This is a genomic window from Clostridia bacterium, assembly GCA_012841935.1.
Classification (GTDB): Bacteria; Bacillota; Peptococcia; order DRI-13; family DTU073; genus DUTS01.
In genome coordinates, this window is sequence record DUTS01000023.1 from 1 (window position 1) to 23,375 (window position 23,375).

18 protein-coding genes and 1 tRNA gene are annotated in these 23,375 nt (G+C 38.4%); 5 read left to right on the plus strand and 14 right to left on the minus strand.

Annotated elements, in window-relative coordinates:
* Together GX687_01295 and GX687_01300 are read right to left on the minus strand one after the other, a co-directional pair.
* On the minus strand, positions 1–1,823 hold a 1,823-nt coding region (locus GX687_01295; protein HHX96086.1), incomplete at its 3' end, for a TIGR03960 family B12-binding radical SAM protein.
* Positions 1,824–1,889: 66 nt separating this feature from the next.
* Positions 1,890–2,600, minus strand: a complete 711-nt coding sequence (locus tag GX687_01300; protein HHX96087.1) for a M23 family metallopeptidase — start codon at positions 2,598–2,600, stop codon at positions 1,890–1,892.
* Positions 2,601–2,696: 96 nt separating this feature from the next.
* Here GX687_01300 and GX687_01305 point away from each other — a divergent pair, with 96 nt between their 5' ends.
* The gene (locus GX687_01305; GenBank protein ID HHX96088.1) at positions 2,697–5,075 is read left to right on the plus strand and encodes a dihydropteroate synthase; all 2,379 of its coding nucleotides are present in this window, start codon (positions 2,697–2,699) and stop codon (positions 5,073–5,075) included.
* A gap of 4 nt (positions 5,076–5,079) precedes the next feature.
* Positions 5,080–5,766, plus strand: a complete 687-nt coding sequence (locus GX687_01310) for a hypothetical protein (protein ID HHX96089.1) — start codon at positions 5,080–5,082, stop codon at positions 5,764–5,766.
* Here GX687_01310 and GX687_01315 read toward each other — a convergent pair.
* Positions 5,744–6,838 carry a hypothetical protein gene (locus GX687_01315; GenBank protein ID HHX96090.1) on the minus strand — a complete coding sequence of 365 codons (1,095 nt, stop codon included), beginning with the start codon at positions 6,836–6,838 and terminating at the stop codon, positions 5,744–5,746. The two genes, GX687_01310 and GX687_01315, sit on opposite strands and share 23 nt — an antisense overlap.
* Before the next feature lie 466 nt (positions 6,839–7,304).
* On the opposite strand from GX687_01315, the gene pckA reads away from it, so the two are divergent.
* The 3 genes from pckA (at position 7,305) to nifJ (ending at position 12,665) form a co-directional block, all read left to right on the plus strand.
* A complete protein-coding gene (gene pckA / locus GX687_01320; protein HHX96091.1) occupies positions 7,305–8,903 on the plus strand; it encodes a phosphoenolpyruvate carboxykinase (ATP) in 1,599 nt (532 codons plus the stop codon).
* Positions 8,904–8,976: 73 nt separating this feature from the next.
* A tRNA-Leu gene (locus GX687_01325) sits at positions 8,977–9,060 on the plus strand.
* Between the two features lie 86 nt (positions 9,061–9,146).
* Positions 9,147–12,665, plus strand: coding sequence for a pyruvate:ferredoxin (flavodoxin) oxidoreductase (nifJ, locus tag GX687_01330; GenBank protein HHX96092.1), 3,519 nt, complete (start codon positions 9,147–9,149; stop codon positions 12,663–12,665).
* 34 nt (positions 12,666–12,699) lie between these two features.
* Here nifJ and GX687_01335 read toward each other — a convergent pair whose 3' ends face one another.
* The 11 genes from GX687_01335 to polA form a co-directional block, all read right to left on the minus strand.
* A complete protein-coding gene (locus tag GX687_01335; protein HHX96093.1) occupies positions 12,700–13,602 on the minus strand; it encodes a SufD family Fe-S cluster assembly protein in 903 nt (300 codons plus the stop codon).
* Entirely contained in the window at positions 13,603–14,331 is a 729-nt protein-coding gene (locus GX687_01340) for an ATP-binding cassette domain-containing protein (protein HHX96094.1), read from the minus strand. It lies immediately after the preceding gene.
* An 18-nt stretch (positions 14,332–14,349) separates the two neighbouring features.
* Positions 14,350–15,069, minus strand: coding sequence for a ZIP family metal transporter (locus tag GX687_01345; protein ID HHX96095.1), 720 nt, complete (start codon positions 15,067–15,069; stop codon positions 14,350–14,352).
* A 109-nt stretch (positions 15,070–15,178) separates the two neighbouring features.
* Positions 15,179–15,655: a YhcN/YlaJ family sporulation lipoprotein gene (locus GX687_01350; protein HHX96096.1), complete on the minus strand. Its 477-nt coding sequence runs from the start codon at positions 15,653–15,655 to the stop codon at positions 15,179–15,181.
* A 58-nt stretch (positions 15,656–15,713) separates the two neighbouring features.
* A complete protein-coding gene (locus GX687_01355; protein HHX96097.1) occupies positions 15,714–16,400 on the minus strand; it encodes a thymidylate kinase in 687 nt (228 codons plus the stop codon).
* Between the two features lie 13 nt (positions 16,401–16,413).
* Positions 16,414–17,598 (minus strand): PDZ domain-containing protein, encoded by a 1,185-nt coding sequence (locus tag GX687_01360; protein ID HHX96098.1) that lies wholly within the window; start codon positions 17,596–17,598, stop codon positions 16,414–16,416.
* 69 nt (positions 17,599–17,667) lie between these two features.
* Positions 17,668–18,702: a nicotinate phosphoribosyltransferase gene (locus GX687_01365; GenBank protein ID HHX96099.1), complete on the minus strand. Its 1,035-nt coding sequence runs from the start codon at positions 18,700–18,702 to the stop codon at positions 17,668–17,670.
* Positions 18,703–18,717: 15 nt separating this feature from the next.
* The gene (locus tag GX687_01370) at positions 18,718–19,281 is read right to left on the minus strand and encodes a lytic transglycosylase domain-containing protein (GenBank protein HHX96100.1); all 564 of its coding nucleotides are present in this window, start codon (positions 19,279–19,281) and stop codon (positions 18,718–18,720) included.
* Between the two features lie 12 nt (positions 19,282–19,293).
* Positions 19,294–19,893, minus strand: a complete 600-nt coding sequence (locus GX687_01375) for a dephospho-CoA kinase (GenBank protein HHX96101.1) — start codon at positions 19,891–19,893, stop codon at positions 19,294–19,296.
* 6 nt (positions 19,894–19,899) lie between these two features.
* The gene (gene mutM / locus GX687_01380) at positions 19,900–20,745 is read right to left on the minus strand and encodes a bifunctional DNA-formamidopyrimidine glycosylase/DNA-(apurinic or apyrimidinic site) lyase (GenBank protein HHX96102.1); all 846 of its coding nucleotides are present in this window, start codon (positions 20,743–20,745) and stop codon (positions 19,900–19,902) included.
* A 1-nt stretch (position 20,746) separates the two neighbouring features.
* The gene (gene polA, locus GX687_01385) at positions 20,747–23,332 is read right to left on the minus strand and encodes a DNA polymerase I (GenBank protein ID HHX96103.1); all 2,586 of its coding nucleotides are present in this window, start codon (positions 23,330–23,332) and stop codon (positions 20,747–20,749) included.
* Between the last annotated feature and the right edge of the window lie 43 nt (positions 23,333–23,375).

Sequence of the window (23,375 nt, forward strand, 5' to 3'; positions counted from 1 at the left end):
AGACCGCAAGCTGTACAATTATTATCCCGACAATCCGGGGTAGTTATAGCCTGATAAGCCTTTTCCCTTTCACGCCATAAATAAGCCTTTTTTACCCCGGTACTTAAATGGTCCCACGGAAGTGGTGTTTCATAAGATAAAGCCCGATTAGCTATCATTTCCGGAACTAGCCGACAATTTCGAAAAGCCTGCCGCCATAAATCATACCGAAAATGTTCGGTCCAACCATCAAAACGACAACCCAAACGCCAAGCCTCATAAAGAACTTGTCCACAGCGTCGATCACCTTTAGCAAATACAGCTTCCAAAAAACTAACTTCTGGCTGATGATAATTATAGATTAAACCTTTACCTTTAATTTTACTTTTTAAATATTGTTGTTTTTCACGAATTTGCTCTAAAGGATCCTGTGCCTCCCACTGAAAAGGGGTATGGGGCTTAGGCACAAAAGTAGAAACACTTACCGTAACTTGTGGACTGCGTTTTACACCTTTTTTCCGTAAGATAGTTTGTCCAATCTCCAAAACCCGTTTAGCCAAAAGGGCAATTCCTTCTAAATCTGCCTTGGTTTCCGTTGGTAAACCCAACATAAAGTAAAGTTTCAGCCTATACCATCCAGAAGCAAAAACCGCCTCAACAGTTTCCCAAAGATCAGCTTCAGTAACATTTTTATTAATAACATCACGCAACCGCTGTGTACCAGCTTCAGGAGCGAATGTCAAACCCGTTTTACGCACTCGCTGTACCTCCTTAGCTAAATTGACAGCAAAAGAATCGATCCTTAAAGATGGTAGAGATACCCCAACATTTTCTGGAGCAAAACGATTTATCATTTCACGTAAAAGGGATTCTATTTCAGAATAATCACTAGTGCTTAAAGAAGTAAGTGAAATTTCCCGATGACCTGTATGCCGACTTAATTCCGCAGCTTGCTGCAATAAAAGTTCTTTACTTCTTTCCCTAACAGGACGATATAAAAAACCGGCTTGACAAAAACGACAACCCCGTGTACAACCGCGAAAAACTTCAACCATCATCCGATCATGCACCACTTCCAAATAAGGCACAATTGGTTTTAAAGGATAATAAGCTTTTTCCAAATCTTTTACTACACGCTTCACCAGACATGTAGGTATATTTGGCTGCAATACCTTTAAGGCCTTAAAATCACCTTTTGAATCAACTAGGGGCTGATAAAATTGAGGCACATAAATTCCCGGTAATTGGGCTAATTCCTTTAACAGAATTTCCCTTTCTTGTTTACCCCCTCTTAAATCGCGATGCTCGGCCACTACATCAAGAATTTCCAAAAGTACCTCTTCACCTTCACCCAAAACAAAACAATCAATAAATTCAGCCAAAGGCTCGGGATTGTAAGCACAGGGACCTCCGGCAATCACTAAAGGGGTATGATCATCCCTGTCTTTAGACCAAAGGGGTATTCTTCCCAAAGCCAAGATGTTAAGAAGATTGGTATAGCTCAATTCATATTGTAAGGTAAAACCAATTAGATCGAATTCATTTAAAGGTTTAAGGGATTCTAAACTATAAAGTGGTAAGTTTCGCTGACACAGCTCCTTTTCCATATCTGGCCAAGGAGCAAACACCCTTTCTAACAAATAATCTGGCTGCTGATTAACCAATCCATAAAGAATTTGTAAACCCAAATGAGACATACCCACCTCGTAAACATCGGGGAAAGCAAAAACCATGCGCAATTTTACTTTTTGCCAATCTTTATGCACTGCATTATATTCTTGACCTAAATAACGCAGTGGTTTTCTTACTCGCGGTAAAATTTCCTCGACCAAAATTCGCTTCAATCACGAAACCCCCCTGCCTATTCTTAAACTAATAATATCTTTCTTCAAACAACTAAGCAACAAAAATTAAAGGCGGCTGGCAGTAGGCATAAAAAATTTTGTGGGATCCATGGGCTGACCTTTTACAGAAATACTAAAAAACAATTGTGGGAAATCAGCAGAACCACTTTGACCTACACGAGCAATTACTTCACCCTCCTTTACTTCATCATTTAGGTTTACCAAAATCTCCTTACAATAAGCATAACGAACAAGCAGACCACCTTCACTACAAATAATTAAATAGCGCCCCAATTCCTCATCATGGCCGATACGGGACACACTACCCCCCAAAGCAGCCTTCACAGGAGTACCTTCTTTAGCCATAATAGTAATTCCCTCGTGAAAAACGCGTGATTCATCTGACTGAACCAACCAACCAAAAGGTTTGGCAATTTGTCCAGAAACAGGTATGGTTAAAGGTTCGGTTATTTCACTAGGAGCCGAAACTTCAAATGCCGCCCGATCCAACGTATCACCCCAAAAAACTACTTGACTAAAAAACTTAATTACTGGCTCAGGATCGTAATCTTTAGTAAACCAATCCCTAATTTTTTGCTGTACAGGAATTAGAAAAGAAGCCTGCCAACCCAAAATACTCCAAATAAACAAAAAAATTAGGAGTGAGGCTAAGGCTTGTTTAAGCATTTTCCACTTATGTCCGGAAATTTTTCTTTTAACCCGCGGGGACCAGTTGCGGGGAGAATAACGTTCCCGCGGTTCCCATAGTCTAGGCATACGACTCCTCCTTCACCTTGTTTAACTAAAATATATTGTCCTTTCGGCTGAATTATGACAAAATAAAGCTATAAGTTAAATTAGGGGGGATTTAGGTTGGCAGATTTTTTAAACAGCCTTTATAAACAAGTACTTTTAAGTGATGGAGCACTAGGGACCATGTTAACCCAAAAAGGTCTATCTCCGGGAAAAAGTCCGGAATTATGGATGTTAGAGAATCCCCTACCATTAAAAGAAATTCATCGGGACTACCTAAAAGCAGGTGCCCAGGTTATTCAAACCAATACATTTGGGGCTAATCGTTTAAAACTAGAAGAATATAATGCCGGAGAACGAGTAAGTGAAATAAATCTTACCGCAGCAAAAATTGCCCGCGAAATAGTAGGCCAACAAGCCTTTATAGCCGGAATGGTTGGACCTACAGGCCATTTTCCAGCATCACTAGGCACCTATACTTGGCAGGAATTAGTCTTAGTTTTCCGTGAACAAGTGGAAGCTTTAGCTGCCGGAGGTGTAGATTTAATTCTGCTGGAAACCTTTGCTGATTTGGGGGAAATTAGAGCTGCCCTTTTTGCAGCCAAAAACTATACTACTCTACCGGTAGCCTGTTCTCTTACTTATACTAATGGTCATACTCTTACAGGTACCCCCCCAGATATTGCCGCCATAGTTTTGGAAGCCATGGGGGCAGACCTGATCGGAGCCAATTGTTCTACTGGTCCCCGCGAACTCCTACCCATAATTAAAACTTATCGCCAAGCTACCTCTCTTCCCCTATTAGTTGAACCCAATGCCGGGATGCCGCAATTTATTAATGGTCAAACCGTTTACCAAGATACACCAGAACAAATGGCAGCTTTTGTAGAGCCCTTTTTACAAGAGGGGGTTCGCTTTATCGGAGCCTGTTGTGGTAGTACTCCTGCACATATTGAAGCCATAGGTAAACAAATCAAAACAATTTCTTTACCGCCAAAAAAAGAAGAACAATTAACCTATTTAACCAGCCGCAGTAAATTAGTTACCCTCGGCAGCACTACTCTACCTCGTTTAATAGGTGAACGAATTAATCCCACGGCCCGTAAAAGTATTGCTCAAGCTTTACAGGAAAATAAATGGAGTATAATTTTGGATGAGGCCTTTCAGCAAAATGAACAAGGTGCAGATCTTTTGGATTTGAATGTGGGTTTACCTGGTGCCAATGAAGCCGAATTATTAGTACAAGGGGTCAGACAGCTACAAATGACTTTAGATATACCCCTCATTCTTGATAGTACTAATCCAGAAGCACTTGAAAGAGGCTTACAAGAATATCAGGGAAAAACACTGATTAATTCTGTTAATGGTACCCCAGAAAGTTTAGATACACTATTACCTCTAGCCAAAAAATATGGGGCAAGTGTTTTAGGCCTAACTTTAGATGAAAACGGCATTCCTGCCAAAGCAGAAGAGCGTTTCCTGATAGCTAAAAAAATTGTTAACAGAGCACTAGAAATAGGTCTGTGCCGTACCGACATTCTTATTGACTGTTTAGTACTTACCGCTGCCACAGAAGGCCGCGAATGTTTGGAAACTCTTAAAACAATCCGTTTGGTTAAAAAACACCTTAAAGTTAACTGTATTTTAGGTTTAAGTAATGTATCCCATGGCTTACCACAGCGTTCCTGGCTAAACCATACATTTTTAGCCATGGCTTTAGAAGCTGGCCTAGATGCCGCAATCGCTAATCCCGCTGATACCAATATTCAAGCTGTTTTAGCAGCTGGAGCCCTTCTAACTGGTCGTGACAAAAGTGCCCAAAACTATTTAATGGTTGCCGGAAAAAATACGTCCTTGGAAACAGCTGCCAGTCAAGACCCGATAAAAAATCTGCAAGCACAAATCCTGCAGGGGAAAAATGATAAGCTTATCCCTTTACTAAAAAAACTTTTAAAAACACTAGATCCTTTAACTATTATCGAACAAGGGGTAATTCCCCCCTTGGAAAAAATCGGGGATCTTTTCGCAAATAACCAAGTCTTTCTACCACAACTATTATTAACAAGTGAGGCCGCAAAAATTGCTTTTACTCATTTACAAGCCCAACTACCTCCCAAAAGTCTCAAAAACAAAGGCACCATTATACTTGGTACCGTAAAAGGCGATATTCATGATATTGGGAAAAATATAGTTAAGGCCTTACTAGAAAATCACGGTTATCGAATTATTGATTTGGGTAAAAATGTACCCACCGAAAAATTTATAGAAACTGCCCACCGCGAAAATGCCGACATAATTGGCTTAAGTGCTTTAATGACTACCACAATGGTAGAAATGGAAGCAGTAATTAAGGCCGTTCACTGCCAAAAATTAAAAGTCAAAGTTCTAGTCGGCGGAGCCGTAGTTACTGCAGAATATGCCCGGCAAATCGGAGCCCACGGCTATGCTCGCGATGCCGGTGAAGCCGTACATGTAGTGGCCAAACTGCTAAAGGAGTAAACAAATGCCTGTTTTTAAAACACCTTTAAAACTAACCTTTGAAGAAGTACTGCCCTTTTTAAAAATGGATAAGAACCCTTCCCCCATGGAAGAGGAATTAATTCATCATTATTTACGTAAAATCAAATTAATTGCCCAACCTATCGGTATTTATGATACTTTTTTTATAAATGAACAAACACCCACCAAAATTAGTTTAAAAACCGTACCTTTAATTATTACAGGCCCTCTAACTGTGCAATATTTTTACTCCTGTTCACAAATTACGCTTTTAGCCACAACTTTGGGACCCGATCTTGACGATTTCTTAACCAATTTGAGTGCTGCCAGGGCCTTGATAGCTGATGCCGTAGCTTCAGCAGCTATCGAATCATTTACTGAACAATTAGATCAACATCTTACTACATTAATCAAACGAAAAGGCTATTATCCCACCATTCGCCTTAGTCCAGGTTATGGTGATTGGCCATTACAAGCACAAAAAGCATTTTTAGCTAGCCTGAAAACCGAAACTATTGGCCTCACACTTACTTCTCATTATTTGTTACAACCCAGAAAATCCATTACAGCTGTTTTAGGTTGGAGTAATATCCCGGTAAAAAGAACTTATCTTAACTGTACTCGTAATTGTGCAACCTGTCCCCAAGCCTCTACCTGCCAACTCCGGATTAATCCCCTTGACTTAACTTAAAAAAATAATTCACCAATTTTTCACCCAAGGCTTCTAATTTTTCTATAGAAATTGCCGGAAAATAAATTTTTTCTAACTGCTGGTGTACACTGCGGGCTTGATCAAGTTTTTGCCACGCCTGTTCATGTACAGCAGTTAATCTTTTTTCAGCTAACCCAATCTCCCTTTTAAATTCAGCCAATTTTTTAAAAGAAATAAATTGATCAAAATCTAACACTTGACCTGTCAACCCCCAATATTCAAAAAAGGACCGTGTACTTAAAAAACCAAGTTTTAAATCTGGAAAAAAAACTAATTCCAAATTAAGTGGATCAAAAGGACAATGATATTTTTCACAATCAAAACCCAGACTAATACCCCATGCAGCTATTTTTTTTAAAAAAGCTGCTTTGCCTATTTCCCAACCACCATTTAATAAATATAGATTTTTTACCCCTTGTAAAATACTCCCAAAATAACTAAGATAACCATCTGGAGTATTAGCACTGGCAAACAAAGACCTAATTAAAGGCAACCGTTTAACTGGAGGTGTAAATTCCCCAAAAGCCCGAGTAATAGTTTCCCTAAAAAAGGGCCACCAACCTACTTTATTTAAAGCACATTGATAATAATATTGTAATTCCCTTTTTATAACTTCAGCCTCTAGTAAATGATTATAGGCCAATCGAAAAAAAAACCCCTTCTGCTGATTAAGGATTTTAATTTTTTCTTTTTGGGTCATTAAAAGCTCTACTTCCCAAAATTCTCCCAAATTAATCAGCTGCTCGACAGCCCCAGGATTTTGGGGATCAACAATATGAGGTCTGGTACCATCAAGAATCGCCAAAGCTAATTCCGGAATCAATAAAGCATCTATGGAAAAAGGATCTGAAGAACAATAATGATACTCCAAATCATATCCCTGTTGAAAAGCAGTCTCCCCTACTTTTCTCATTAAAGTAGATTTACCTGTTCCCGGCCCGCCTTTTAATATAAAGACCCCGTTTTCAGCAAAATTAATTAATTCCTCATAAAAAGAATAAAAACCGCGTGCCGTATTATTCCCGGAAAACATTTTTCGCACCTTGACCATTTACTACACCCCATTATCTTTTTTAAAGACTTCACCATATTTTATGAAAAAAAAACCTCTTTAGAATGATTTTTTGGGGTGAGCAAGATTAAAGCCCAAGCATTTTTGCTTAGGCTTTAACGAACTTGATCAGCTATTCCCTACAAATAGATGATGGTACTTAATTTCAAAAGTTGATTATCCTTTAATTTTGTCATCTTATTTTACCTCGTCTATTTCAAGATTTGGATTTACCCAAATATATTTTCCACTACCGGCGACGAAATACACGTTAGTATCCTTACTTAAAATTTCCCGACTATTAATACTAACACTATACAGGCACATTTCCCCAATACTATTTCATATCTTATAAAAAATGCTGTTTGCCCATTTTTCAGAAAGAAAAATCGGGGAATCGGAAACACTAAGAGAAATTGGATCATTTTTTTTCCGTATCGTGGAATTTTGTGCTATAATAGAAAAAATGCAAAATTGGAGGGTATTGATCTTGATATTAAAACAAAAGGAAATTAAAAAGGTTTTAGAACAAACCAAAGTACATTTTAACCTTCCCCAACCACAACTGCTTGAAGCAGCGATTAAACATGGTGAAGGTATCTTTACAGATAGGGGGGCCCTACGAGTTACCACTGGTAAATATACCGGGCGTTCTCCCTATGATAAATTTTTCGTAGAAGACGAAACAATTAATCAAGAAATTGCTTGGGGGAAAATAAACAATCGGTTTTCCGCGGAACATTTTTCACAACTTTATAATGATCTTTTAGCTTATCTGCAAAACAAGGAACTTTATGTTTTTGATGGATTTGGTGGTGCAGATCCAAAATATCGCTTAAACTTACGTTTTGTGAACGAATTAGCCTGGCAAAATATTTTTGCTCGTCATCTTTTCATTCGTCCCACAGAAGGAGAATTAGCTAATTTTGCACCTGATTACTATGTTATTGCTGCTCCTAATTTTCAGGCAGATCCCAAAAAGCACGGTACCAATTCCGAAGCAGCGGTAGTTTTAAATATAACCGAAAAAATTATTTTAATTGTGGGTACTTCTTATGCTGGTGAAATTAAAAAATCTGTATTTACACTAATGAATTATCTGCTGCCTTTACAGGACATTCTTTCCATGCATTGTTCAGCTAATGTAGGTACCGAAAATAATCCAGCCTTATTTTTTGGTTTATCAGGTACAGGTAAAACAACCCTTTCCACAGATCCAGATAGACGCTTGGTAGGAGATGATCAACATGGTTGGTCAAATGATGGTATTTTCAATATTGAAGGTGGTTGTTATGCTAAATGTATTGGACTTAATCCCAAACATGAACCACAAATTTACGATGCCTTACGCTTCGGAGCAGTTTTAGAAAATGTTATCCTGGATAAAAAAACACGTCAGGTAGATTTTGATGATGCTTCACTTACCGAAAACACTCGGGCCGCTTATCCCATGGAATACATACCGGCCTCGGTAATTCCTAGTATCACCGGACATCCACAAGTAATTTTCTTTTTAACCGCCGATGCTTTTGGTGTACTGCCACCAGTAGCCATTTTAGACCAAAATCAAGCCATGTATCATTTCCTATCCGGTTATACCAGTAAATTAGCCGGCACGGAAAGAGGAATTAAGGAACCAGAAGCCACGTTTTCCGCTTGTTTTGGGGCTCCTTTCCTACCTCTTTCACCAATAAAATATGCACAATTATTTGGGAAAAAAATAGCTCAACATCATACCCGTGTATATTTAATTAATACCGGCTGGACAGGGGGGCCTTATGGTGTGGGGGAACGCTTCCCTATACCCTATACCCGTGCTTTAATCGATGCAGCCTTAAATGGTGTTTTGGAAAAATTACCTACACGCCTAGATCCTCTTTTTGGATTTAGAGTACCCCTTTCTTGTCCTCATGTACCTCAAGAAATTTTCACCCCGGAAAAAACTTGGCCTCAGCCTGAAAAATATCAAGCACAAGCACGTAAACTAGTAGCCAATTTTGAAAAGAATTTTGCTCAATTTACAGATCTGCCTGCAGAAATAAAAGCAGCTGCTCCCCGTGTATAATTCATTCGACAGATCTTGACATAAAGCTTTCTAAATGATAGCATATTTAGTGCTTAATAAAATTTACAAATTCGCGGAAGTGGCGGAACTGGCAGACGCGCACGCTTGAGGGGCGTGTGGTTTAACCGTGCGGGTTCAATTCCCGCCTTCCGCACCAGATTAGTTACCAAAATGGCTTTACATACCCAGTAAAGCCATTTTTATAAATAAATAAACAAATTTTAAGCCGGGGAGTGTGAAAAAATGAGTAGAGAAATGAAAACCATGGATGGTAATACAGCTGCAGCCTATGTATCATACGCATTTACCGACATAGCAGCTATTTACCCAATCACACCATCATCTTCAATGGCAGAATTGGTTGATGAATGGAGTGCACATGGCCGAAAAAATATTTTTGGTCAAGAAGTCAATGTTGTAGCTATGCAATCCGAGGCAGGTGCTGCCGGTGCTGTACATGGTGCCCTTTCCACAGGTGCCTTAACTACAACTTATACTGCCTCACAAGGTCTGCTGTTAATGATCCCCAATATGTACAAAATTGCTGGGGAATTATTACCAGGAGTATTTCATGTTAGTGCTCGTGCAGTTGCGGCGCATGCTTTGTCCATTTTTGGAGATCATACCGATGTCATGGCCTGCCGTCAAACCGGATATGCCCTTTTAGCTGAAGGTAGTGTACAAGAGGTCATGGATCTGGCAGGAGTAGCCCATTTAGCAGCCATTAAGTCGAGAATACCTTTTCTTAATTTCTTTGATGGTTTTCGCACATCACATGAAATTCAAAAAATCGAGGTTATAGATTATGATGAATTTGCTAAATTAGTTGACTGGCAAGCTGTAGAGGATTTTCGTCAACGTGCCTTAAATCCAGAAAAACCCTATTTAAAGGGCACAGCTCAAAATCCCGATATTTATTTTCAAGCCAAAGAAGCAATCAATCCCTATTATGAACTAGTACCAGATATTGTAGCCCATTATATGCAAGAAATAACCAAACTGACCGGTAGAAAATATCAGCCCTTTAATTATTATGGTGCACCTGATGCCAAACAGGTCATTATTGCTATGGGTTCAGTTTGTGAAACCATTGAAGAAACCGTAGACTATCTTTTAAAACAAGGTGAAAAAGTTGGCGTACTAAAAGTACACCTCTACAGACCTTTTTCCGCTAAATACTTTTTCAAGGCTTTACCCACAACTGTAAAAAGGATTGCAGTTTTGGATCGCACCAAGGAACCAGGGGCAATTGGTGAACCCCTTTACCTGGATGTACGCAGTTTATTCTACGAACATTCCCCAGCCCCTTTAATTGTTGGTGGACGCTATGGTTTAGGTTCCAAAGATACTACACCAGCCCAAATTTTAGCCGTATTTGACAATTTAAAAATTGAAAAACCTCGTGATCAATTTACCATAGGTATTGAAGATGATGTCACCTTTAAGTCCTTACCAGTAAAAGAAACTATCTCTACAGCTCCCGCTGGCACTACACGCTGTAAATTCTGGGGTTTTGGATCTGACGGCACCGTAGGTGCCAATAAAGGTGCCATTAAAATTATCGGTGATCATACCGACCTCTATGCTCAAGCCTATTTTGCCTATGATTCAAAAAAATCCGGGGGAGTAACCATTTCCCATTTGCGTTTTGGCAAGAAACCTATTAAATCAACTTATTTAATTGATGAAGCTGATTTTATCGCTTGTCATAAACAAGCTTATGTTTATCAATATAAAGTATTAGAAGGTTTAAAACCTGGTGGTACCTTTTTGCTCAACTGTAATTGGACACCAGAAGAACTAGCAGAAAAATTACCAGCAGAAATGAAGCAATATTTAGCCAAAAACAACATTTCTTTCTATATAATCAATGCTGTAGATATTGCTGCCGAAATTGGTTTAGGGAATAGAATTAATATGATTATGCAGGCTGCCTTTTTCAAACTATCTCAAGTAATTCCTTTAAAACAGGCTATTAACCTGCTGAAAGAATCAATAGTCAAAGCTTATGGCCGCAAAGGAGAAAAAATTGTGGCCATGAACCAACAAGCGGTTGATGAAGGACTCCATGCTTTAATTAAAGTAGAGGTACCACAAGAATGGGCAAATTGTCCGCTAGAACCCACTGAAGCCGCTGAAGACATTCCCAAATTCATTAAGGAAATCGCCGAACCAATCAATGCACAACAAGGAGATAAATTACCAGTTAGTGCCTTTGTCGGTAGGGAAGATGGTTCTTTCCCCTTAGGTACCACTGCCTATGAAAAACGTGGTGTAGCCGTTAATGTACCTGATTGGCTGCCCGATAATTGTATCCAGTGCAACCAATGTTCTTATGTTTGTCCACATGCTGCCATCAGGCCAGTTTTACTCACCGACGAAGAAAAAGAAGCTGCCCCAGGGGGATTTGTCACTAAAAATGCCCTAGGTAGACCTTTAAAAGGTTTACACTACCGCATACAAGTCAGCCCCTATGATTGTACTGGATGTGGTAATTGTGTGGTAACCTGTCCAGCCAAGGAAACCGCTTTAGTAATGCGTCCCTTAGAAGAGCTGCTTACCCAAGAAAGCAAAAACTGGGATTATGCCGTAAAGGTGCCCGCAAAACCAGGACTCTGGAATTTACACAGTGTTAAAGGCAGTCAATTTGCTCAACCTTTACTTGAGTTTTCCGGGGCTTGTGCTGGTTGTGGGGAAACACCTTATGTTAAATTATTAACACAACTATTTGGTGATCGCTTGGTAATTGCCAATGCTACGGGTTGTTCCTCTATTTGGGGGGGGTCGGCACCAAGTATTCCCTATTGTAAAAATGAAAAAGGTCAAGGACCAGCCTGGGCTAATTCACTTTTTGAAGATAATGCCGAATATGGTTATGGCATGACTTTAGGTGCTAAACACATTCGCCGTAAAATTGCCGATTTAATGACCACTGCTTTAAAAGAAGATTTGCCTACAGATTTAAAATCTGCTTTCGAAAAATGGTTAGCAGCCAAAGATCAAGGTACAGCCTCCCGTGAAGCTACCGACACATTACGCCCACTCTTAAGTAAATATGAGGATCTAGAAATTATACAAGAAATAATTGCTAAACAAGATTTCCTAGTCAAACCTTCCAATTGGGTAATTGGTGGAGACGGTTGGGCCTATGATATTGGTTTTGGTGGTTTAGATCATGTTTTAGCTTCTGGTGAAGATATTAATGTTCTAGTCTTGGATACCGAGGTTTATTCCAATACCGGAGGGCAATCTTCAAAAGCTACCCCCACTGGTGCTGTGGCCAAATTTGCCGCAGCGGGTAAAAGAACCAAGAAAAAAGATCTTGGCTTAATTGCCACCACCTATGGCTATATTTATGTAGCCCAAGTAGCCATGGGAGCAAATCAAAATCAATTAATTAAAGCCCTAGTAGAGGCCGAAGCCTACCCAGGACCCTCCTTGGTAATAGCTTATGCACCCTGTATTAATCATGGTATTAGAAAAGGAATGCAATATTCACAGCAAGAGGCTAAAAAAGCCGTTGAATCAGGCTACTGGCCACTTTATCGCTACAACCCAGAACTTAAGGAAGCCAACAAGAATCCCTTTATCCTAGATTCAAAAGAACCATCTGTTGATTTCCAAGATTTCATTTCTGGTGAAGTACGTTATACTGCTCTACAAAAAACATTCCCAGATGTCGCTGATAAGCTATTTGCCCAAGCTGAAAAAGATGCCCAAGCAAGATTAGCCACTTATAAACGTCTAGCGGAATCTGAATAAACAAACGGGCCGGTTGAAAATAACCGGCCCGTTTTTAATTCATAAAACCTTCCAAAATTGTTTCCTCAGCTTCTTCAGCCGAAAGTCCCAAAGTCATCAATTTAATAATTTGTTCACCGGCTATGCGTCCGATAGCTGCCTCATGAATCAATTCAGCTTGAGTATGATAAGCCGTAATTTCCGGAATTGCTCTCACAATAGCTTGATCCATAATAATAGCATCACACTGAACATAACCTTGACATTTATTAAAACCAGCTACCTGCGGGTAAAAAACTTGTTTAGATTTATCTTGGGCTACCGAGCGAGAAATAATTTTCACGGAAGAATCCACACCTTTTAAATCTACTTTCATTTCCGATTCAGCTACTTGTTGTTCATGAGTTAACAATCTTTCCGTAATAAGCAAATGGGCTTTAGAAGCTAATACTGCCTTGGTCTCCCTTTTGGTTGAATCTACTCCCCGCATTTGTACCATTTCCAAATCAACATGAGCCTCTGCAGATAATTCTAAAATAGTTTGCGGATTTAAAATACGTCCCCCGCTACCAGAACCATAATGTTTTTCTACATAGCGTACCCTAGCACCTTGGCCCACAATAAAATGATGAATACCATTATGGGCAGATTTTCGCTCACCTGGATTATGGATTCCACAACCAGCTACAATTAAAACTTCAGCATTTTCCCCAATATAAAAAGTATTATAAACCAAATCAGTTAAACCCTCTTCGGTGATGATAACCGGCAAATGAACACTTTCACCCCGTGTATTAGCCTTCACAAAAATATCGATACCAGATTTTTCAGTTTTGGGTTGAATAATAATATTGGCTGTAGAATGACCCGAAAAAGGTTGACCATTTTTTCTAAAATTATAAGCCCCTTGAGGCATAGTATGCAGGTTAACTATCTCTGCTAATAATTTTTTTTCCATTTATTCCCCAATCCTTTCACCACAATCTTGCCGACAAGTATACCAAAGTGCCAATTTGTCCAAAAGTTCATCCCTACCGCCCTGTTCCTCAATTTTGCCAGCAGTTAAAAGTATTATTTCATCAGCTAATTGTAAAATTCTTTCCTGATGCGAAATAATAACTATACTGACATCCTTTTTTTGTTTCATTTTCTTGAAAATAGCAGCAAGACGTTCAAAACTCCATAGATCAATACCAGCTTCTGGTTCATCGAAAATAGCGAGTTGACACTGCCGACTTAAAAGAGAAGCTATTTCCACACGTTTAAGTTCACCACCAGAAAGATCGGCATTTACTTCCCGTCTCATATAATCTTTAGGACAGAGCCCGACATCAAATAAATAGTTACAACTAAAACCCCCGCAATTTTGTTTACTTGATAAATTTAACAACTCCCCAATGGTAATCCCTTTAAAACGAGGCGGCTGCTGAAAAGCATACCCAATTCCCAAACGAGCCCGTTCAGTGATACCTAAAGAAGTAATTTTCTCTCCTTGCCAAAAAATTTGCCCACTAGTAGGTTGATAAATACCCATAATTAATTTTGCCAATGAAGATTTCCCACTACCATTAGGACCAGTAATTACATATAATTTTCCTCTTTTTAGTGTCAAATTAATATCCTGTAAAATCGGCAGGGAACCCTGTTCATTTTCTAAAATATAATTAATATTTTTTAACTGCAACATCTGCTTATCCTCCTTTTACTAACCCAATAACAAGGCTAAAGCAATACCAACCACTAAACCGGCATTAGTACTGAAATTATCCAAACGATAACTTTGCGGCAAAAGTTCAACTGCTACAATATAAATCATTGCCCCGGCGGCAAAAGACAAAGAAAAAGCTATAAAAAACAAGGAAATATTGGCCATCAAAGTCCCTAGAAAAGTTCCCAAAAGAGTAACTAAACCGGCTAAAGTTGTAATTAAAACAATACGTGATTTACGAATTTCCGGACTTAAAGAAAGGGGTAAAGCCACACTAAAACCTTCCGCAATATTATGAATCCCGATGGAAAGAGCCATGGAAAAACCCAACTGCAGCGAAACTTCATTACTGGCCCCAATAGCCATGCCTTCAGGTAAATTATGCACCCCAATCCCCAAAGCAATTAAATAGCCAATCTTACGATAAGGATCATCAACCCCTTCATTTTTATAAAAATAAGGCAGCAAATATTCCAAGAAAGCCAAAAATAAAGCTCCGACAATTAAACCACTTAAACAGTAAGTTACCTTTCCCAAGGCTAAACTTTCAGGAATTAAACTAAACATGGAAATACCTAACATGACCCCAGAAGCAAATCCTAAAAAAAAAGCTACCATCTTATTATCTGGTTTTTTAATTATTATTGTAATTAGAGCCCCAACCCCAGTTAACAATCCGGCAATTAAGCTTAACAAATAAATAGAAATAAAAACCACCCCAAAATTAAATAATACCTACCCTTTACATTATAAAGAGTTTTCACCAAAAGGCAAAGGTAAAAAATTTTAAAGGCAGGTGCTTGTTTAAACACCTGCCTTTAATTATTTAATTTGCCCGTGGAGTAATTCGCCGGCCTAACTCATCTAATTCTTCCATAAAACCAGAGAGTGGTTTACCATTAGCAATATCTTTAGCAATATTTCTTAGGCGAGTAACCATATCGGCATCTGCGGTTACATAAACGGTTTTTATTGTACTTTCATTTTCTTTAACCTTTTTCGTAATTTCATCTTTTAGTTTATCAGTGAGTTTGTTTTTCAGACTAGCAGCCAAATCCACACCCACCCAAGCTTTATCCTCTGCAACCACTACCGTAGCTGAATTAACCTCTTTTAATTCATTAACCTTTTTGGCTAATAATTGTGCTTTAGAAGTATCAGGTGGTGGTGCTACCGGTGTAGGTGGTGAAGGTGTCGGCTGAGCTGGTCCCGGACTTCTTTCAGCTGTACAGGCCATTCCCCAAACCAAAGTAAAGATAAAAATTAAAGTAAATAAAAGTAACAGCTTTTTTCTTTGTTTCAAAAAAACACCTCCCTAAACAAATTCCGTTTAAGGATAGTATGAACCTAAAAAACAAAGATTATGCCTTTTTCAATTCTTTTTTGAGGAGAGTGTAAATTTGCTCGTGAATAGTGCTCACCGGTTTAATTACTCCTTCTTTTACACAAGCAATTTTATGCCAATTATATTTTTCCGCCAGCCAACAAGCATTCTCATAGGCTTGTCGTAAATGTATTTCATTAATTTCATGAATATCTTTTTGGGTTTTACCGGTAAATTTATTTTTCCGCCTAGCAATCAATTGCTGACTATACTGAGGAGGCATATCTAAAAAAAAGACCAAATCAGGCTTAGGTAAAGCTAAATATTTAAATTCAAAATCCCAAACCCAAGTAAAGAAGGCCTCTCTAGCCTCACTACTGCTAAATTTAACACCTTGATGAATTAAGTTAGATGTAGTATAGCGATCAGCTACAATCAGGTAGCCCTTTAAATAAAATTCCTGCCACTCTTGTAAAAAGGAAGCAAAACGATCCACAGCATAAAAAGCCGAGGCAGCATAAGGATTAACTGCCTCAGGATTTTCACCAAAATCACCTTGTAAATACATTTTAACCAATGCTGAGGCCGGACTTTTATAATTAGGAAATTCCACCTTTTTTACCGGATGAGCTGCTTTTTTTAAACGCTCAACCAAAAGTTCACTTTGGGTTTTTTTACCACTACCATCTGGTGCTTCAATAACTATTAACTTACCTGCTGTCAAATAGGTCTACCCCCTATTTTCTCTCCTCTATTTTTACAGTAACATACAATGTTTGCTTATTTCGCTGCAGCAAAACGATTACCTGAGAACCAATTTTAGTTTCTTTAACCAAAGTCTGCAAATCTTCAGGTGTACTAACCTTTTGTTCATTAAATTCTAGAATAATATCTCCCCGGCGTAAACCAGCTTTACTAGCAGGGGAATCATCTTCAACTGAATTGACTAAAGCCCCTGCCGCCTTTTTTAAACCAAAATACTCAGCCAATTCCTCAGTTACCGGCTGTAGATAAACACCCAGCCAAGGTCTAATTACCTTTCCTTTGACTATTAAATCATCTAAGATTTGTAAAACAGTAGAACTAGGTATAGCAAAACCAATACCCTGTGCCTGGGCATTAATGGCAGTATTAATACCTACTACTTCTCCAGCTAAATTTAAAAGTGGTCCACCACTATTGCCGGGGTTAATAGAAGCATCAGTCTGAATTAAATCTTTAAATTCCCTGCCCTCAATCACCAAGGGTCTACCTTTAGCACTAATCACACCCACAGTTACTGTATGATCCAAACCATAGGGATTACCAATGGCTACTACCCAATTACCCACTTTAGTTTGATGGGAATCACCTAACTTTAAAACCGGTAGATTTACTCCAGCATTTATTTTAATCACAGCCAGATCCAAATCAGCATCAGAACCAATAATTTTAGCTTTATAAGGTTCCTGCCGACTAGTTAAATAAACATTTATTTCATCAGCACCTTCAACCACGTGCTGATTAGTTAAAATATAGCCATCTTTAGAAATAATAAATCCAGATCCAAGACCCTGTGTTTCCCGTGGTTGTGGTTCCACCCGAAAACTATCCCCGAAAAAATGTCGGAAAAAAGGATCATCAAAAGGATCCCAGAAAAAATCATTAGCCCGATTTTTAACCTTAGCCAATGTTTCAATTTTAACTACAGCGGGACCGGCTTCTTCCACTATTTGTTCTATGCTTTTAGTACCTACTACTTTTTCCAAATTAATAGGTAAATTTTGATCATTGGCAGCTACTCCTTGATTCATTTCCGTTCCCACATGCCAAGGCAAATCACTGCCTTTTACCGAAAAATATAAACCTCCAGAAAGCACACCCCCTAGAAAAATCAATAATGCACAGAAAATTAATGATTTATTAATTTTCAAGTGTTTCATCGGTCCACCCCCTAAAACAATTTTTTAACTACTCTCTAATAATTATAACAGAAAAAAATATTTTTTTAACTATTTCCTTTTTCGCAGACGCGGGTTATTTCTTAACCCCGGAATACGCCCTCTTTTAGCAATAGGTTGTCCAGCCACCTCTTTTAAATCCATGGTCATATCAATTCCCGTAGCCCCAGCAATGTAACTACCTACTCCAAAGGCATCTGCACCAGCTGACTTTAATAATTTAATCCGTTCTGGAGTTAAACCACCTGAACAAAAGATTTGTACATGCTTAAAACCTCTGAGATTTAACCTCTCTCTCACTTCCATAACCAGTTCAGGACTAACACCCCCCCGTTCACTGGGTGTATCTAATCTAACACCAAGTAAATCTTTACCCAAAGCTTCCGCTACTCGCAGTGCCTCCTCTGCTTCATCTTTGAAAGTATCTACTAAAACAATACGTGCTTCCCCTGCCGGCATTATTTGATGATAAGCCTTAGCCACAGACACCGTATCACCCATAATTAAAAAAATGGCATGAGGAACAGTTCCCGCAGGCTCCAAACCAGCTAATTTGGCTCCCAAAATACAGCTAGCTCCATCAGCCCCACCTTTTACAGCTGCTCTTTCCATTACCGGTGCTACCGCCGGATGAACATGTCGGGCTCCAAAACATAATACTACTTTATCTCCAGCAGCCTCTTTAGCCTCACGTGCTGCAGTTGCCCAACCACTAGAACTAGCTAAAATACCCAATAAAGGGGTTTCATATAATCCCAATTCACTATATTTACCCCGAATTTGCATAACCACTTCTTTAGCTGCAAAGACTTGTCCCTCTTCTAAAGCCCAAATTTCCACTTCACTATCACTAAATAAACCCAATACTTCCTCTAATCCCGCAAAAACACCGCCCCGACGAGCAAAAACTTCCCCAGTGACCACAGTATCTTGTAAAGCATATTTTTGTAAAATCTCTTGTGATTTTACAAAATAAATATCAGTAGTCATCCCTTGTAAAATTTCTTCATGCTCTGCCGAAAATAACAATCTTGGAGCTAATTTAAGTTTTTGTACTTGAGCCAAAGACCTTAATTTATTCCCCATATTTTTTCCTCCCATCTAATTTCGCAAATAAATATATTGATATAATTGGTAATTAAATAAAACCCTTTCCACATATCTGCGGGTTTCAGGAAAAGGTATTTGTGCCAAATCCTTGATTTGACCAGACCAAATTCCTTTATTCAACCAATTAGTCACCCGATTAACCCCAGCATTATAAGCAGCAATTACTTTTAATTGATTACCTGCAAAACGTTCTTTTAAATAAGCTAAATACCAAATACCTAAAGGTAAATTATAATCTGGTTCCAAAAGCATTGCTTCCGAAAATTCAGGCCAACCCATTTGGGAAGCAATCCAATTTCCCGTTGTGGGCATTATCTGCATTAAACCTAATGCCCCAGCCCGTGAATGTGCTTGACTGTAAAAACGACTTTCCACCTTAATAATGGCTAAAACAAAATAAGGATCTAACCCATAAAGGGCACAATTTGTTTGAAGTAATTCGCGGTAAGGATAGGGATAAAAATTTTTTAAAAACCAGGGACTAGTAAAAAGGTAAACTGCCAACAAAAAAATTACTATAAAAACAGCTATTTTTTTTAAAAACCTAAGCCGCAAACCTATCCCCACCTATACCTGTTTAATAGTTTTTTTCCAAAGAGTTAATACCTTCTGCCGTGTTTCCGATTCCGTACCACTATTATCAATAACTTGAGCAGCATATTTCAATTTTTCCTTCAAAGGTAATTGAGCCCTAATTCTATCTAAAGCCTCCTTTTCCGACAAGTTATCCCTCTCTTGCAAACGCTTTAACTGTAATTTTTCCGGAACAGCAACTAACCAAATTTCATCAACCAGATCCATCATTTCTGCCTCAATTAATAAAGGGGCAACCAAAATAACCAAAGGCACTTTTTTTTGCCGATAGAAACTCAATAACTGTAAAGTTCTTTCTTTTATTTGTGGATGCAAAATTTCATTTAGTACCCGACGCTGTCCTGCTGACTTAAAAATAATTTCTCCTAACCTCTTTCTTTTTAAATAGCCATTAGGTGTGAGGATGTCCTCTCCAAAATGCTTAACAATTTCTTGCCAAGCTGCTGAATAGGGCACAACCAATTCACGGGCTAAAATATCGGTATCAATAATTACCGCTCCCCATTCACGTAAATAATGAGAAATGGTGCTTTTCCCTGCGGCTATCCCACCGGTTAAACCAATTATCCGCATTTAAACCTAGCCCCTTTCTTGGTCACCAGCTTTTTGACAACACGGGCAAAACACTGTACCACGGCCGGCTACCTTAATTTTCTGTAAAGGTATCTGACAGTAAATACAGGGTTTACCTCCCCGACCATAAACTTGTAAATGAGCTTGAAAACCACCTAACTCCCCACAACCATCTACATAATTCTGAAAAGAAGTACCTCGACAAAGTACTGCTTGCTTTAATGTATTAATAATTGCCCCATATAATTCTTTTATTTCTTCAGTATCTAAAGTATTAATCTTTCGTTTGGGATGCAGCCCCGAACGAAACAAAATTTCATCTGCATAAAGATTACCAATCCCGGCAATCCCTTTTTGATTTAGTAAAAATGGTTTTAACATACCCTTTCTCCCAGCCAAAAGTTCCCTGAACAAATCTAAAGTAAAATCAGGTGATAAAGGCTCTACACCTAACTGTTTTAAACCCTGAATTGCTTCCCAATTCCCGGTAGGTACCAAATAAATTAAACCAAACTTACGTACATCTATAAATCTTAATTCCCGTTGAGAATCAAAATGAAATACTAAATGGGTATGTCGAGAATACTCCGCTTTTTTAGTAAAAAAAAGTAATTGCCCGGTCATGCGTAAATGAATCACTAAAGTCAAGTTTTGATCTAGATGAAATAACAAATATTTACCACGGCGGGCTATTTTGACAATAGTCCGCCCGGCAATTTTTTCAACAAACAAATTTTCACTTGGATGCTTAATTAATTTACCAACATGAACTTTTGTTTTAATAATTTTTTGGCCAATTAAATATGGTTTAAGACTTTCTTTAACTGTTTCCACTTCTGGTAATTCAGGCATTTTATCCACCTAACTTTTCTAAAGCATACCAATTTGAACCTATGGCTAAATCTACTTGTAAAGGCACCTGTAAAGGATACACCCCTGTCATTACTTCACGAACTAAAAAAGCAAAATCGGGTAAAAACTTTTTCGGTACATCAAAAATTAATTCATCGTGAACTTGCAAAATTAATTTTGTGCCTGCCCATTTAGGGGTATTTAACAATTGATAAATGTTTAACATAGCTATTTTAATTAAATCAGCGGCACTGCCCTGTACTGGCGTATTCATGGCTGCACGCTGGGCAAAATTTCGCAAGTGATAATTACGACTTTTTAAGTCAGGTAAATAACGCCGTCGATTTAATAAAGTGGTTACATAACCCTGCTTTTTAGCTGTGGCAACAACCGCTTTTTGGTAATCCCTAACACCATGATAACGTGTAAAATATTTTTCAATATAGGCTTTAGCCTCAGCACGCGGAATATTCAAATCACGACTTAAACCATAATCACTAATCCCGTAAACAATCCCAAAGTTTACGGCTTTAGCTGCCTGCCGCAACTCCGATGTCACCATTTCTAAAGGCAGACCAAACACCTCGGCCGCAGTACGCACATGAATATCTTGATTAGCTTTAAAAGCCTCAATCATCACCGGATCCTGGGCCAAATGAGCCAAAACTCGTAATTCAATTTGCGAATAATCGGCTGCTAAAAGCAAATTCCCCTTAGAAGGTAAAAAGGCTTTACGAATTCTTCTTCCTTCAGGAAGTCGTACGGGAATGTTTTGCAAATTAGGCTCTGTACTACTTAAGCGTCCAGTGGCTGTGATGGTTTGATTAAAACTAGTATATAACCGTTTACTCTTAGGTTCAAACAAAGCCGCCAAACCTTCAATATAAGTATTTTGCAATTTAGTTAATTGCCGATGAACCAATACCAAAGCTGCTATTTCATATTGAGGGGCTAATTCCTCCAAAACTTCTGCCCGGGTTGAATACCCGGTTTTCGTTTTTTTACTAGCAGGTAAACCCAATTTTTCAAAAAGAATAGCAGCTAATTGTTTAGGGGAATTAAGATTAAATTTCTCCCCGGCCAATTTATAAATTTCCTGACTTAATTTTTCTATACGCACTTTTAAATCCCGGCCTACTTCTTCTAAAACTGTAAGTTCCAATTTTATACCGGCCCTTTCCATGGCCACCAAAACAGCAACTAATGGTAATTCAATATCTTGATATAATCCTAAAAGATCCTGCTTTGCTAAAGCAGCTAACAAACGCGGACTCAATTCCTCTAAAAGATTTAAAATAGCAGGAAGCCGCTCCACACCCTCTTGGGGTAATTTGGCTCCTAATTCGGCTTGAGCTAAGGTATCAATATCCTTTAAAGAACGTGCCGGATTTAAAAGATAGGCCATTAATAAAACATCTTGATTAATTCCTCTTACTTCAATTCCATAACCTGCCAAAGCCAAAATACATGATTTGGCATCCCAGAGCGTTTTTTTCAAATCCTCTGCTTCCAAATAGGGTTTTAACACCTTTAAATAAGCATCCGACTCCTTACAAGGAAATATTTTAATGACTTGTCCAACAAATTTTAATCCAGCTGCTTTAATTTGCCAAGCTGTTACTCCCTTTTTTTCAATCTCAAAATGGAGAATTAAATCCCCTTCCCCAGACTCTAAATAGGCAGCCAATTCAACCGGTGTTTTTACAATTTCATAAATAGTTTCCACAGCTAACTCTTGTTCTTTTAAAATACTTTTAAAACCTAGTTTTTCCAAAAGAGCAAAAAAACGCGGCTGATCAGGCTCTTTTTTTTGACATAAGGTCCATTCAAATTCCAAAGGCACTTGTGTATCAATGATAGCCAATTTTTTACTTAAAAGTGCCTGCTGACCGTATTTTTCCAAAGCCTCACCTAATTTTCTACCTTGAAAATCGGCTCGCTGTTTTAAAACATTTTCTACAGTGCCATATTTTTTTATTAAACGCAGAGCCGTTTTTTGACCAATACCCGGTACCCCAGGAATATTATCCGCCGCATCACCCTTTAAGCCCTTTACTTCCACTATTTGCTCAGGAGTCAAGTCATATTCTTTTTTCAATCTAGACAAATCATAAATTTCAAATTCACTGCTTCTGGAACGAGTTAATAGTACTTTGGTTTTTTTCGAAATTAATTGCCAAGTATCACGATCACCACTAACAATAAAATTTTCAAAACCAGCCTGTTCACCGAATTTTACCAAGGTACCGATTAAATCATCAGCCTCATAACCGGCTGCCTCAAAAACCGCAATCCGCATAGTTTTCAATAAATCTTTAAGTAAAGGTAATTGTGTTTTTAAATCCCGGGGTATAGGTTTACGCGTTCCTTTATAATCATCATAAATTTGATGTCGAAATACTTTACCTTCCTTATCAAAAGCAACCGCCACATAAGCTGGTTCTACTTCTGCAATTGCCTTTTTTAATGTTTTATAAAACCCAAAAATAGCATTAGTCACTTGACCATCAGCATTAGTCAAAAGAGGTAAAGCATAAAAAGCCCGATAGGCTAAACTATGTCCATCAATAATCAAAAATTTCTCCACCTAATTATTCACCTCATTTTATTTAAAACGCAAAATAAGTAAC